Raw genomic sequence first — 15,691 nt, 5'->3', positions numbered from 1 at the left:
GTTGTGCCTCGTCGGTTGAGGTCACATGCAAATCATCATAAAGAGAGAACTGGTTAGTTTAAAGAGCTGAGAGAGAGAAAGTCTTTCGATGAATACCCATTGTCTTTTAAACGATATATTTGTCTGATGAGAAATGTTCAGTAGAGGTTGGGCAAATAAACAAAAACGCCGCAAATTGCAGCGTTTTAATGTTCGAGAATATTTTGATCTCAACGTCATTAAAGAGGAGTCAGCTTACGCTGCGTCTTCTTCATCACTTTTTTGGCTCTCTTCTGGAACCGCTTGAGGTTTGGCTTTTTTCTCAGCGGGTTTGCGCTTAGCTCCTAGCGCATAAAGCACTTCTTCTTTGTTTTGTGCTAGGAACATCGCCAAGTCTTCTTGCTTGCCTTCATCTTCTAGCAGTTCACTTTTACCAAGCAGTGAGAATAACTCGTCTGCCATGTCTAACATTTTATCGTAGGCATCGGCTTCCGCTTTAGAGGTAAAAGTCATTTTTTCTTCTCCATTGCGCTCTACCACGTACTTAACTATTACAGCCATGGTTGGTCCTCTGATTTGATTAAATTATACTGGGTGCTTATACAGTTTTTAGCTTGAGAAGTCCAGTTGTGCTTCGCATTAAGATAGCAATTGCGGGAAATACCACCGAAACAGAGATGAGCTCTGTACTATTGAGACTTTGGCTAAACACGGCATGTTGAGGTTACTTGGGTACACAAAACTGAATAAATGTTCTTAGCAATAAACTTTGATATTTTTCTTTGTGAACGAGTAGCCAAAACCGGCGTTTCATATCCAGAGGGATGTTCACCACGCTGACGCGTCCATCCTGCATCGCTGATTGAGCGGCAAGACGAGACAAGCATCCAAATCCAAGCCCTGCTGAGACTGAGTTAATCAGTGCTTCCGTGGTATTTAGCTGGAAAGCCTCTTGCCAATTTTCTAATCTGGGAGCGATGGTTTTGAGGAAAAATGCCCTAGAACCAGAGCCTTCTTCGCGTAAAACCCATGGCTTGTTTTCTAGCACAGCAACAGAGGATGACGCTTGTACAGATTGTGCTTGATTAGGCGCACATATCACACACATTTCATCTTCGCTAAATGGTGTTGATATGAGGTCTGGGTGCGTCGATTTTCCTTCAATAAAGCCAACATCGAGCTCGTAAGCGAGCAACTTATTGCAAATCTGGGCCGAGTTTGAAATCAAGAGACTTTGTGAACGGTGCTGAGTTTGATGTCGAAAATCACTTAAGAGGTAAGGTAAGACGTGATTACCCAGAGTATCACTGGCACCAATACGGAGAAAACCTGCTAAGCTTTTGTCACTGTCAAATAAGCCTTCGATCTCTTGGCTTCTACGAATAATTTCATCGGCAACAGGCAGCATTTTTTGACCTTCCTGATTGAGAATAAGACGATTATTGACTCGATCAAATAAAGGATGGCCGATGTGCTTTTCAAGTTCAGACAGAGCCATGCTGACAGCCGCTTTAGATAAGAACAAAGATTGCGCTGCTGCAGTGAGTGTTTTGTTTTGTACAATTGAAATAAACACATGCAGTTGTTTGAGTGAGATACGAGGTGGCATTGGCTTTGTTAAGAATAATTGAACGCTGGTCTTAAATAATTGGATATATCGAAACAAAGTGCAAGGGTAAAGTAGTCTCTTCTACAGAATATTAAGCGTTGAGGTAGTGATGATTCGAACAACAAAAGCAAAAGTCATGGGCGCCCCTACACCGATGGCGGGACTTGCACTTGGGATTGCCAGTTTAGGTTGGAGCTGGGAAAATGTGACTGACCTACAAGGGTTTGGCCAGTGGATATGTGCCGGTATCGCTTTTGTTCTGCTGTTAGTTTTAGCGATTAAATTTCTTTTGCATCGACACTTATTGAAACAAGACTTAGCACACCCTGTTGTTGGCAGTGTGGTTCCTACTTTTGCAATGGCAAGTATGGTGATCTCCAATTCGCTAGGTCACTTTTTACCGTTGGCTGGTGATATCGTTTGGCTGAGTGCGGTCGTATTGCACATTGTCTTTCTGCTTTGCTTTTTATGGCACCGCGCACGTGATTTTGAACTGCATCATATGGTGCCCAGTTGGTTTGTTCCTCCTGTCGGTATTATTGTTGCAGACGTTTCCTTTTCAGGTAATCCTATTCTCGCTCCGATTGCTTATGGGACGTTAGTGTTTGGTATGGTGTCATACGCAATCATGCTGCCTGTGATGATCTACCGATTTATGTTTACCCATGAAATTCCGGATGCAGCTAAGCCTACTATGGCTATTTTAGCGGCTCCAGCCAGCCTCTCTCTCGCGGGTTACTTGACGGTAACCACAACGCCATCACCTGTGATTGTGGCGTTATTGTTTGGGATTGCCGTCTTGATGACAGCGATCATTTATTTGGCGTTTTTTAAGCTGCTGAGATTACCTTTCAGCCCTGGTTATGCAGCGTTTACCTTCCCAATGGTCATAGGGGCAACCGCTCTATTTAAAATGGCGCATTGGATGGAAGTCAGAGGCTTAGCTGAACATTACGTGCAACAAATTCACTGGCTGGCTATTTTAGAGTTAATGGTAGCAAGTATGGTCGTCGTCTACGTAAGCATACAATATATCCGTTATTTACTGATTCATCCTTACCGGGCACAACACAGTTAGTCAAAGCGAAAATAAAAATGCCACCTCACATTGAGGTGGCATCAAAGTATCATTAAAAGAAGCTAAGACTATTTTTGCTGATAAAAACGTGACATCTCATCAAGTGATCCTTGGATAACATAAACAGGGACCTTGTGATTTTTGTCTTTATGTAGCTGATTATCCAATTGTTCAGAATGACCGCCAGGATTAACAACAAGCATGGTATCTTTGCCGACTAGGGCGTAGTTGTAGTAACTGCCTGCGATAAACCAGTCTCGCGGTTTGAAGTTATCAAATAAGTTGCTTCCAACACTGTAGGACTCAGTCTCACCCTCTACATCAAATAGCATATTCATCAAGGTCGGTACAACATCAAAATGGGTCGTGCGGTAATCGATCTTTTGTGGTTGTCTGTCGGGAACGTACATGTAAAAAGGAACATGAATTTGGGTATCACTATAATTGCCAGTGTGGCCCCAATAGTTCATCTTATGATCGTTAAACTCCTCTCCGTGGTCTGAAGAAATAACGACGATCGTGTTTTCTAAGTCGATATTGTTAAGTACTTTGCTTACAAGGCTGTCGATAAAATACAGGGAATTCTTATAACGATTGTGGTAGAGCGAAGCATCAAAATCGTTATTTAGCAGAATATGATCAACACGTTCCCAGTATGGTTTGAACTTAGCAAACTCAGGTTCGGGGAAAACCGCACCGTGGGCAGCATCGTAGAATAGAAAACCAAAGTAGGGCTTATCATCTTTTTGTTGCTGAAATTGGATAAAGTCTTCTGTGATCTCTTTATCGCGTTCAACCGCTGATTTGCCCGTTTTTTTCAGCTCGAGGTCTTGTACTTGCTTGAAAACAGTACGAGATAAAGGAGGGCTGGTTAGTGGGGCGGAACCAAAAATACCCATTCGGTAACCTTGCGCTTGCAGAGTGTCCATAAAGATAGGTGAAGTCTGACTGGCGTAAAAGCTATCCCAGTAAGTGGCAGGTAAGCTGTAAAACAAACTAAAAATACCAGCTTGAGTGGAATTACCACCACTCATGTGCTGAGAGAATTGTGTTGTTCTTTCAGCAAATTTGCTGACGTTTGGCATGATATCAGCCGTTGCATCCGTGTGTCGCCATGCATCAATCAGAATGAATAATACATTAGGCTGCTTAGCTTTAGCTTTGACTTCAACTGGTGATAACGGGTAATTAAGCGTACTGCTTTTGACATTTTTTAATTCAACTCGATTTTGTGATGCGATGTCTTGGTCAACTAGGTTATGTCGGTAAATAAAATTACGGGCTGTCAATGGGTAGTACAGAGGCCAATTGTTAGAGAATTGACTGACTTCATCATCATAAAGAGCATTGGTGTAAGCATGAATGGCTTGTGTGCTTAGAAGAACACCGAACCAAACTGCGACAATAGCGTATTTAATTCGGTAGCGTGCTAATTTGTTACTGATCCAAACGGTCAGCATGAGGCCGGCAAAAAGCAAAAGAATATTGGCGAAGAAAAGCAACCAAGTCATCCAAGAAATTTCAAATACATCGCTACCACCTTCAAAAAACATCCGGATCAGTAGACCGTTGATATGCAGCTTATATTGCTCGAAGACAAGAATATCGACTTTGAGCATCATTAGCAGTGAAAGAGCGATGACGATAACGAGCGTTTTAAACATTCTGCTGGGAAGAAAGGCAAATAACGCACTGATCAACATAAAGGGCAGGACAATCAAGCCTATCCAGCCATATTGTGTGGCCAGCAAATAATACACTTGAAGAACAGAGAGAGTCTCATTCGCGCCGTTTGAAAGCAAAAAAGGATAGCAAGTAATGGAAATGTAAATAGCAAAGCAAGCAAAGAATGCTGTTAACCAAGCACAGTTGGTCGTGATTTTTCGAAACATATCTTGAATGGTTCCAATATTTATTTTTATTTGCGTAAACAGTTAGGCAGGGAGGTGGATTCCCTTTAACAACGAGTAAAAAGCAAGTGTTAACTAACTATTTAATGTGAATAATATCACATTTGTCTAATTTTAGTAGCATTGCTATCAATAAGGTTATTTGTGTCTCAAATTAGAGAAGGTGTTATCACCAAGCATCTTGAGTTCATATATGAACTTTTGTTCGGTAACGTTACAAGAACAAGCAAGTGCTGTGCTAAGCTTGCAAGCAGTTTTTATCGTCTTTTCGGTACTTTCATTTGTTTACTGTTTATCACTCCAATCAAGTTGATGTTCTCAAATCATTACTCGTTGAATTGATTCGTATTGATCCTTTAGATAATCCGTTTGAAAAAGAACAGATACTGGTTCAAAGCCCAGGTATGTCGCAGTGGCTGAAAATGGCGTTGGCAAAAGAGTTTGGTGTGGCGGCAAATATTGATTTTCCATTGCCGGCGACGTTTATTTGGGACATGTTCACTCAGATTCTGAACGATGTACCCAAACGTAGTGCGTTTAACAAAGAGTCCATGACCTGGAAACTGATGCGTTTGTTGCCGACTTTATTGGCCGATCCGCTCTTTGCTCCTCTAGCACAGTACCTAGAGGGAGATGATGATTGCAGTAAACTGTATCAATTGTCTGAGAAAATCGCTGATATTTTCGATGGTTACTTGGTTTATCGTCCTGAATGGATAGCAACTTGGGAGGCCGGAGACAATCTTATCGATTTAGAAGAATCACATCCTTGGCAACCCGTTTTATGGCGAGCTTTGTATGATTACACCGTTTCATTAGGACAGTCACCGTACCATCGAGCCAATTTATATGAGCATTTCATCCAAGTTCTAGATGGCTTTCATGGCAAAATTGAGCGTTTACCCAAGCGGCTATTTGTATTTGGTATTGCTTCTCTCCCCCCACGCTATATGGATGCATTGAGAGCCATAGGGCAGCATATCGATGTTCACCTGATGTTTACCAACCCTTGTCGTTATTATTGGGGAGAAGTGCGTGATAGGAAGTTCCTCGCTCGTTTGGCTGCCAAGCACCGCCAGCATTTGGTTTGGAAACAAGACCACTCTGAAATGGAGGGCGAAAGTGAACAGCTTAAGGGGTCGATTGAAGACAATGTCATCGACGAACTCCACACAGATGCTGTGGGCAATAGCTTACTGGCTTCGATGGGCAAATTAGGGCGGGATAATTTGTATTTATTGTCTCAATCGGAATCGCATGAAATTGAAGCGTTTGTTGATATTGATCGAGACAGCTTACTTCACCACCTCCAAGCCGATATTCTCAATTTAGAAGAACACCAAGATGATAGTTCGATTGATCATAGCCAGCATAAACAGATTATTACGCTTGATGATGAATCATTAAGCTTGCATGCCTGCCATAGCCCAATGCGCGAAGTTGAAGTGTTGCATGATCAATTACTCGCCATGTTTGATGCAGATAGCACATTGAAACCACGAGATATTATTATCATGGTGGCTGATATCAACGCATACAGCCCTGCGATTCAAGCCGTTTTTGGTAATGCCCCTGGTGAACGTTTTATTCCGTATTCGATTTCTGACAGAACTGCCGATCAAGAAAGTCCAATTTTAGCCGCTTTTATGCAATTAGTGAATTTACCTAATACACGGTGCTTAGCGTCTGAATTATTAGAACTTCTCGAATCTCCGGCGATTTTGAAGCGATTTGAACTAAGTGAAGAGGATTTTCTGCAAGCGAAACGCTGGGTGGAAGAATCGGGTATTCGCTGGGGGCTAGATAGCCACACCAGTTGTGAATTTGAATTACCGGAAACTCGGCAAAATACCTGGCAATTTGGCATTCAGCGTATGCTTCTTGGTTATGCTATGCCAGAGTCTGTGGGCTTGTTTAGCGGACAACAAGGCCGCTTATCTCCATTTAATGAAGTGCAAGGTATGGGAGCAGAGCTTGCAGGGAAATTGGCTTACTTTATCCAAAAAATAAGTGATTATCGTCGAAAGCTCGCAAAGGTTCAGGCTATTGATGCTTGGAGAGAAACGCTGATTACCATGCTGGATGACTTTTTCTTAGTCGAGCTTGAAGGAGAAATGGCGCTCAAGTCCATTCGAGACACATTAAGCCAGCTAAAAGAGCAATTAACGGATGCGAAATTCGACGACAATTTATCCCCATCAGTTCTAAGGCAATATCTACATAACAAGCTCTCCAGTACCCGTGTGAGTCAACGCTTTTTAGCTGGGCAAGTAAACTTTTGTACCCTTATGCCTATGCGGTCAATTCCGTTTCGAGTGGTGTGCTTGTTGGGTATGAATGACGGTATTTATCCACGTTCTATGCCACCTGAAGGTTTCGATTTGATGACTGGTCGAGCCAAACCCGGTGACCGATCTCGTCGAGATGACGACCGTTATTTGTTTTTAGAAGCGATGTTATCCGCTCAGCAGACACTGTATATCAGCTTTGTTGGACGCTCTATCCAAGATAACACTGAACGAGTGCCTTCCGTTTTAGTCTCTGAGTTGATGGAATATTGCCATCAAAACTACTGCTTAGAGGGAGATGAAGCGTTATCAGTTGATGCCTCAGGTGAACGGTTACTGAAATCATTAATCAAAGAGCATACCATGGTGCCTTTTAGTCCGGCAGCATTTCAAGGTAAGCAACGCAGTTATGCCAAAGAATGGCTGCCTGTAGCCTTGATGCAAAGTGGTCAAACTGAGCAACTGACTCCACCAGTATTTCATCGTGCTTTGGACAATTATTTGCTGGGTTTGACCTTCCCATTTGAGCTCGACTTAGTTGAATTACAACGATTCTGGCGTTTACCAGTACAGTACTTCTTTAATCGTCGGCTAAAAGTCATTTTTGAGCCGCCACTTCCTGTGATGGCTGATGATGAACCTTTTGCTTTAGGCGGGCTGGCCAGTTATCAAATGCGAGATGAACTGCTGGAGACGCTTTTAACCACGGAACTGACTCAACCGGAATTAAAAAGCGAGGTTCTTGAAGCTTTTATGCAACAGCAACGAGCTCAAGGAAAATTGCCCATTGGGGCTTTTGGTGACATTGAATTTGAAACGAATCGAGTTCAGACCGAAGAGTTGGTTGAGAAACTGGCGTATTTGTCCGGCGCTCCTCAAGATGATTTAGAAATTGATCTGACGTTCGAGGGATTGTTTGATCAAGAAGGTCACCCAGTTCGTTTAACGGGGTGGTTGACGCAATGTTACCAAGCCGGTTTGATTCGTTATCGGAGTGGTAAGATTCGCTCTCAAGATTATCTTTCGGCTTGGATTGATCATTTAGCGATGTCAGCGGCGGGCTATGCCCTGAAAACGCATATGGTGGGTTATGACCGAAAAGAAGGTGTTGTCCATCTGATTTATCCCGCGATGACCGATGCTCAACAAGCAAAAAACTACTTAAAAGAGCTGATACGCTTGTTTTTCGAGGGAATGACTCAACCACTGCCTTATTTTCCTAAGACAGCTCTAGCGAGTGTTGAAGCAGGGTTTAGTCGTGGTCAATGGGTTGAAGACGAAGAAAAATCGTTGAAGAAAATGATGGAAGCGTTCACCGATGGCTATATTACGACAGGTGAGGGAAAAAATAGCTATATTGCGCGAGTTTGGCCTGATTGGAACGAAGAACTGGCCGTGGAAGTTCGTTTACTTGCTTCTTTGGTTCTGCAAGGTGCTCGTTTGAGTGCGATTGAGAGTGAGCAAGAGAGCGAGTGTTGAGTAGATTGAAACGTTACTCAACAGGTATTCAAAGTATTATTGTCGATATGTTCGGAGATATGTAGCGATATGGCGCAAACGTCAGTACCCACTCCTTTGCAAACCATGGTTTTCCCTTTGCATGGTGCAAGACTGATTGAAGCTTCAGCTGGAACGGGTAAAACTTTTACCATTGCTGGCTTGTACCTGCGGCTTCTGTTAGGTCACGGTAATGCAGAAACAAAACACCGTGTGCCCCTGACGGTTGATCAAATCTTAGTGGTGACGTTTACCGAAGCCGCTACCGCTGAACTGCGGGATCGTATTCGTGCTCGTATCCATGATGCCCGAATTGCCTTTTCTCGAAATTGCAGTGACGACCCGGTTATTGCCCCTTTGCTCAATGAGGTGGAAAATAAAAAGCAGGCGATTGATATTCTATTGCAAGCAGAACGCCAAATGGATGAGGCAGCGGTATACACCATTCACGGTTTTTGTCAGCGCATGTTGACGCAAAATGCCTTTGAGTCTGGTAGCCGTTTTGATAATGAGTTCGTGACCGATGAAAGTCACTTAAAAACGCAGGTAGTCGCAGATTATTGGCGACGAAACTTTTATCCATTACCTTTAGATTTGGCTGTGGAAATTCGCCAGCTTTGGTCCGAACCAACCCAATTGTTGCAAGATATTGGGCCATATTTAACGGGTTCACCACTGACTTTATCGGTTCCTGCGATGGAAGGCTCGCTTGCGGAACTGCATCAACAAAACCTCAAGACGATTGATGCACTTAAAACGCAATGGCGTGAAAGCCAAGAGGATATGCTGGCACTGATATCAAACTCTGATATCAATAAGCGCAGCTACACCAAAAAATCATTACCTGCTTGGTTAGAAACAGTGGATGTTTGGGCTGCGACAGAAACTACCAGTTACGGCTATCCCGATAAATTGGAGAAATTTTCTCAACCTGTCTTAATCGAAAAAACACCTAAAGGTACAGCTCCAGAACATCCAGTATTTAGTGCGATCGAACACTTTCTTAGCCACCCTGTGAGTTTAAAAGCACCTCTTTTAGCCCATGCGATAGAGCAGTGTCGTTGGATGTTAATGAAGGCAAAGCAGCAAAAGCAATGGCTCTCTTTTGATGATCTTCTTACTCAGCTGTCGGCCTCAATTGATAATGACGAGCAAGCTTTACTGACCGATCGCATTCGGGCTTTATATCCGGTAGCAATGATTGACGAATTCCAAGACACGGATCCTTTGCAGTACAGCATATTCAGCCGTATTTATCTCAATAATCCTGAGTGTGGTTGGTTTATGATCGGAGATCCCAAACAGGCGATTTATGGTTTCCGTGGTGCTGATATCTTTACCTATATAAAAGCACGTAATCAGGTAAGCGCTCACTATACCCTAGGGACCAACTGGCGCTCTAGTGATGACATGGTTCAGGCTGTAAACCAGTTGTTTGAACGACCAGACAGCCCATTTATTTACGATAGTGATATTCCATTTTTACCGGTGAGTTCGAGCCCAAATGCAGCTCAGCGAGTGTGGACGCTCGATGAGAAAAAGCAGCCAGCTTTAACTTATTGGCTCCAGCCTGCTGAGGATAAACCGTTATCGAAAGGGGAGTATCTGAGTGCCATGGCCCAAGCCACAGCGAGTCAGATCCAAACCATTCTCACTGCGGCTCAGCAAGGTCAAGCATGCCTAGTCAATGGTGAAAAAAAACGGGCCGTACAAGCTGGGGATATTGCCGTTCTAGTCCGGACTGGGAGTGAGGGGCATCGAATCAAACAGGCTCTGGCACAGCAAGGGATTGCCAGTGTGTATTTATCCAATCGAGACAGCGTGTTTACCAGTTCAGTTGCCCAAGATATTCAGCGTTTATTACAAGCGGTTTTGACGCCAGAAAATGACAGAGCATTAAGGGCCAGTTTAGCCTCTGAGCTGTTTGCACTGGATGCTGGACGTTTAGATGCACTCAATAATGATGAAATTGTCTGGGACAATGCCGTCAGTGAATTTAAAGAGTATCGAAAGTTATGGCAGTTACGTGGTGTGCTACCGATGCTTCGCTCAGTGATCAGTAAGCGTCATATTGCCGAACGTTTACTGGGAGAGACGGCTTCATCACAGGATGAAAATGGTGAGCGCGTACTTACTGATCTTATGCATATTGGAGAGCTACTCCAACAAGCGAGTAATGAGCTAGATAGTGATCATGGTTTGCTACGCTGGTTAGCTCAATCGATCAGTGATGCCGAACATGGGCTTGGAGGCAGCGAAGAGCAAATTCAACGTCTAGAATCCGAGCGCAATCTGGTACAAATTGTCACGATTCATAAATCGAAAGGGTTAGAATATGACTTGGTGTTTTTGCCTTTTGTATTCAGTTACCGCGAAGCCAATGAAGCGAAATATTATGATGCGGCCAACGATCGAACCGTACTCGATATTACCAACAATGAGGCCTCACTGAAACAAGCCGATAAGGAACGTTTAGCTGAGGATCTTCGCCTGATTTATGTGGCATTAACGCGCGCAGTTTATGCTTGTTTTATCGGTGCGTCTCCACTTCGTAATGGACGTTCAACAAAAGAGCCGACAGGGGTTCATCATAGTGCTATTGGCCATTTAATCCAAAATGGGCAAGCCGGAGGAATTCATGATTTGTTGTTGGGTCTTACCGAGCAGCAAAAATCGTTAGAGGGAGTCGTGGTTTGTGATCCCCCTGAGCTGAATGATGAAAAATACCAACAACAGCAAGCAGACAGTGTTGAACTGAAAGCACAGCAAATCAATATGCCTATCGACAGAAATTGGCGCATAACCAGTTACTCAGGTCTGGTTAAACAAGGTACGCAACATGCGGCACATGATGCTACGATGGAAGTGACAGGGTTTGATATCGACTCATCTCAAGAGCATGATGAGGCGGAATTACTCGAACCTGCGCGCTCTATTTTCAGTTTCCCACGTGGTGCGCGGCCTGGTACTTTCTTACACAGTCTCTTTGAAGAAATTGAATTTACCCAACCGGCTACCAACGAAGCCAATACTCAAGTGATCATGGCCTTGATGGAAAGTGAGCAGTTAGACGAACAATGGCTGCCTATATTGCAAGTATTGATCGATACTGTTTTGTCGACACCGTTGGATGGAAAGGGGTTATTACTTAATCAAAAACAGCCCGCTCAGCGTTTGGTTGAGATGGAGTTTTTACTTCCGATAGAGGTGCTCACATCGCCCGCACTCAACCGTGTCATCCAGCGCCATGATCCGCTTTCTGCCAGAGCGGGGGACTTAGACTTTCAAACCGTACAAGGCATGTTGAAGGGCTTTATTGATTTGGTCTTCGAGCACCAAGGCCAATATTTTGTACTGGATTGGAAATCAAATCACTTAGGAGATGATGTTACTCATTATCACGGTGAGGCTCTGAAGTCAGCAATGGCTGAGCATCGTTATGACTTGCAGTATCAAATCTATGCGTTAGCTTTACACCGATTTTTACGTAGCCGAATGAAAGATTACGACTACCAACGTCATTTTGGTGGCGTTTATTATTTGTTTTTACGTGGTATGGATGGGCAAAGCGATCATGGCATTTTCACCGCCAAGCCATCTCTGGAGTTTTTACAAGATATGGATCAATTAATTGATGGTAAAGCCTTGGACCCACGTTCCAGTGATTCAGGCCAAATGGAGTTAATCTGATGAAAAGTCATGACGTTTTGTTAGAGCAAGGTGACCTTTTGACGGTGTTGTCTCATTTGGTGAGCCGTGGTGGAATTCGACCCGTTGATGAGCAGTTTGCTCGTTTTATCTACTCTCAATGTCAACAGCAAGCGGATGGACAACCCTTGGCTTTGATTGCAGCAGTGCTGAGTAGTGAATTAGGTAAAGGGCATATTTGTTTACCGCTCTTTGATCAACAAGGGCAACCGACTGACTTGATGAGTAAGCTAGGCTTATTTGGTGATGCTGCCCTAGCGTTGCATACAAAACTGCAATCTATCAATTGGCTTGAGCTTCTACAACAGTCTCCACTTGTTGGTCATGCTGGGGAGGCATTGCCAATGATGTTTGATGGGCAGCGCTTGTATCTGAGTCGTTACTGGTTTTATGAAGTTACATTAGCAAACAAGCTCAATCAATTGAGCGAAGTGAGTTCATTACCAGCGTCAGAATTGTCACGTTTATCTGAACTATTGAACCATTTATTTGCACGTCAATATCACTTTTTATTCCACGCTTTATCAGCATTAAACGAGACGGGCAGTAGCCATCAAGTGCAGCGTCAACAGCTGGTGTGTGACCATCTAGATATTGTTGATGAAACTCAGTTAGATTGGATAGCTATCGATCAGGCTGTCAGTCAATGTCGACATGTGCAAGACTTACAAGTGCTCGATGATCTCGTCCCACTTGCTGTATGTGTCAACTGGCAAAAAGTGGCAGCAGCAGTGGCACTCACCCGGCGTTTTGCGGTGATCTCAGGTGGGCCTGGAACTGGAAAAACTACGACTGTTACCAAATTGCTTGCCGCTTTGATTGAGCAAGCGGGAACAGAAAAAAATATCACAATTAAGCTTGTTGCCCCGACAGGTAAAGCAGCGGCCCGTTTGACTGAGTCGATCGGTAAAGCGGTACAAGCGCTACCCGTAGATCCAGATTTAAAAGCCAAAATACCGACTGAGTCGAGTACGTTACATCGCTTGCTTGGTGCCATTCCAAATAGTGTTGAGTTTCGCCATAACAAGCAAAACCCGCTGCATTTGGATATTTTAGTCATCGATGAAGCTTCGATGGTTGACCTGCCGATGATGTATAAAGTGGTGGAGTCGCTACCAAAACATGCGCGCTTAATTTTGCTGGGGGATAAAGACCAGTTAGCTTCCGTGGAAGCGGGCGCAGTATTAGGCGACATTTGCTCTTTCTATGCGTTTGGCTACTCAAAAGAGCAAGCGAAAGCAGTGGCTAAATTGACGGGTTTTACGACTTTAAGTCATAGCTCGACACACAAAGTCTTGATTGCAGACAGCTTGTGTATGCTGCAAAAAAGCTATCGTTTTGATGCGCGTTCGGGTATTGGTCAATTGGCGAAAGCGGTGAACGCAGGCTCTGCTGCTCAAGTCGACCATGTCTTTAACCAAGACTTCGCCGATATTGAGCAGTTTGCTTTGAGTAGCCAACATTATAATCAAATGATGCAAACGCTGGTCAAAGAGTATGGCCATTACTTAAAACGCATCAATCATCATTATAACCACCCAGAAACTGGCCACCCAGAGAGTGTTAGCGATAAAGCCAAAGCAGTGTTAGAAGCTTTTAATCGATGTCGCCTACTGTGTGCGGTTCGGGAAGGAGATTTTGGTGTAGCTGGCTTAAACCAGCGGGTTGAAAAAGCCTTGGCCGCTCGCAAGTTAATCCAAACGCAAGATGAGCTTTGGTATCATGGACGGCCAGTGATGGTGACTCGTAATGATCATAGTCTAGGGTTGTACAACGGAGATATCGGTATATGTATGCTCGATGATCGTGAAGAGGAACAGCGCTTGAAGGTATTCTTTGAATTGCCTGACGGCAGTGTCAAATCAGTCTTACCCAGCCGAGTGCCTGAACATGACACTGCTTATGCGATGACAATCCACAAATCTCAAGGGAGTGAGTTTGAGTTTACTTTGATGATACTGCCTCCGACTTATAGTCCAATTTTAACTCGCGAGCTGATCTATACAGGCATCACTCGGGCGAAAAAACGCCTAGCGATGTACACCGATATGAACATCCTCAAGCGTGGGATAAAAATTAAGACGTCACGAGCCAGTGGATTAGTTTCACGTCTGTCACCTTAAAGATCCAGCGCTAAGATTTTGGACTTCCTTTGAAAGTTGTATAAATCTTGCTTTGCATTAGGAAGATAATCCAGACTGACTTCGTAGAAACCTTGCTCGCGGAACCAGTGCAAGCTGCGTGTCGTCAAGACAAAGATCTGTTCGATATTGGTACTTTTAGAGCGATGCTTCATATGGTTTAACAGTAAGAGCCCTCGGTTACCATCACGGTAATCGGGGTGAATCGCAACGCAGGCCATTTCTGCTTTACGCTCATCAAAATAGGGATATAAAGCTGCGCAGCCGATGATCAAGCCATCCTTTTCAATAATCGTAAATTGGCGAACCTCTTGCTCTAGCTGCTCTCTAGAACGACGCACTAAGATACCTTGTTCTTCAAGGGGGAGAATCAGATCTAAGATACCACCAATATCATTTATGTTGGCTTCGCGAACTTGTTCGGCGCTTGCCACGACGATTTGAGTTCCAATACCATCGAATGAAAATAATTCTTGAATCAGGGCACCATCGACTTTGTAGCTGATCAAGTGACAACGTGGTACACCCGCTCGGCAGGCATGGATAGCAGCATTGAGAAAGCCAACGGCATCGGCATGAGCACCACAACCATCAGCTTGATCATCGGTAAGCTTTTGTATGGCTCGTTCTGCTTCTATCGGGAATAATTCTGCAACGGCATTGCCATGGTCATCGATGACGCCTTGCTCAGCGCAAAAGCCAATCAATTTATCCGCGCCAAGTTTAATCGCCAGTTCGGTGGCAACATTTTCAGAAAGTAAGTTAAAGCATTCCCCAGTCACTGAGCCTGCAACCGGACCAAAAAGTACGATGGAATTTTGCTCCAATGCTCGATGGATTGCATGAGTATCAATGCGACGAATGCGCCCGCTGTGACAATAATCCACACCTTCATCAATCCCCAGTGGTTGAGCGATGACAAAATTACCGCTAATAACATTAAGTTGTGTTCCTGCCATAGGCGTATTACCAAGGCTCATGGAGAGGCGTGCAGTAATCGCAAGCTGAAGTTGTCCTGCAACCTGCATAACCACAGAAAGTGCCGCTTCATCGGTAATGCGGATGTTTTTGTGATAGGGCGTAATCAGCCCATGTTTGACGAGTTGTTGGTTTATTTGTGGCCTTGCACCAAAAACAATCACGACTTTGATGCCCAAGCTATGCATCAAAGCTATATCGTTGATAATATTACCGAAGTTTTTATCAGCGACCGCTTCGCCACTGAGCATCACCACCATGGTTTTTCCACGGTGAGCATTGACATAAGGGGTAGATTGGCGAAATCCTTTGACCAATGCCGTACTACGAGTTTTCACGACATACATTTCCTTTTGTTTAAATATGCTTAATTATTGCTTTTTTATTTTATGCTGAGCAAGCTTTTTGTTGATTGTAAAAGGGACAAAACAAAGGAAATTATTTTTACCAAGGGCAATGGAACTGAATATAAAAATTCGACTTTTATGGATATAGAACAAGGC

At 43.8% G+C, this 15,691-nt stretch carries 8 protein-coding genes; 4 read left to right on the top strand and 4 right to left on the bottom strand.

What is annotated here, in order from left to right; all coding sequences use genetic code 11:
* Positions 1-234 precede the first annotated feature (234 nt).
* Positions 235-540, bottom strand: coding sequence for a YebG family protein (locus tag BS333_RS10715; protein ID WP_021708196.1), 306 nt, complete (start codon positions 538-540; stop codon positions 235-237).
* A gap of 163 nt (positions 541-703) precedes the next feature.
* Positions 704-1,588: a LysR family transcriptional regulator gene (locus BS333_RS10710; protein ID WP_021708197.1), complete on the bottom strand. Its 885-nt coding sequence runs from the start codon at positions 1,586-1,588 to the stop codon at positions 704-706.
* A gap of 109 nt (positions 1,589-1,697) precedes the next feature.
* Between BS333_RS10710 and BS333_RS10705 the strand changes: the two genes are divergently transcribed.
* Positions 1,698-2,666, top strand: coding sequence for a TDT family transporter (locus tag BS333_RS10705; protein WP_021708198.1), 969 nt, complete (start codon positions 1,698-1,700; stop codon positions 2,664-2,666).
* 68 nt (positions 2,667-2,734) lie between these two features.
* On the opposite strand, the gene BS333_RS10700 is transcribed toward BS333_RS10705, so the two are convergent.
* Complete coding sequence (locus BS333_RS10700; RefSeq protein WP_021708199.1) at positions 2,735-4,558, bottom strand: DUF3413 domain-containing protein; 1,824 nt, start codon at positions 4,556-4,558, stop codon at positions 2,735-2,737.
* Between the two features lie 299 nt (positions 4,559-4,857).
* Here BS333_RS10700 and recC point away from each other — a divergent pair, with 299 nt between their 5' ends.
* The 3 genes from recC (at position 4,858) to recD (ending at position 14,192) form a co-directional block, all read left to right on the top strand.
* Positions 4,858-8,343, top strand: coding sequence for an exodeoxyribonuclease V subunit gamma (gene recC / locus BS333_RS10695; RefSeq protein ID WP_021708200.1), 3,486 nt, complete (start codon positions 4,858-4,860; stop codon positions 8,341-8,343).
* 69 nt (positions 8,344-8,412) lie between these two features.
* Positions 8,413-12,051, top strand: coding sequence for an exodeoxyribonuclease V subunit beta (gene recB / locus BS333_RS10690; protein WP_021708201.1), 3,639 nt, complete (start codon positions 8,413-8,415; stop codon positions 12,049-12,051).
* Positions 12,051-14,192, top strand: a complete 2,142-nt coding sequence (gene recD, locus BS333_RS10685) for an exodeoxyribonuclease V subunit alpha (RefSeq protein ID WP_021708202.1) — start codon at positions 12,051-12,053, stop codon at positions 14,190-14,192. Before recB ends, recD begins: the two co-directional genes overlap by 1 nt.
* Here the strand turns inward: recD and argA are convergent.
* Positions 14,189-15,535 carry an amino-acid N-acetyltransferase gene (gene argA, locus BS333_RS10680; RefSeq protein WP_418369070.1) on the bottom strand — a complete coding sequence of 449 codons (1,347 nt, stop codon included), beginning with the start codon at positions 15,533-15,535 and terminating at the stop codon, positions 14,189-14,191. The two genes, recD and argA, sit on opposite strands and share 4 nt — an antisense overlap.
* Positions 15,536-15,691: the final 156 nt, after the last annotated feature.

The organism is Vibrio azureus, assembly GCF_002849855.1.
In the GTDB taxonomy this organism is placed as follows: domain Bacteria; phylum Pseudomonadota; class Gammaproteobacteria; order Enterobacterales; family Vibrionaceae; genus Vibrio; species Vibrio azureus.
The sequence above is the reverse complement of the archived record's forward strand: the minus strand, read 5'-3'. Positions and strand labels throughout refer to the sequence as shown.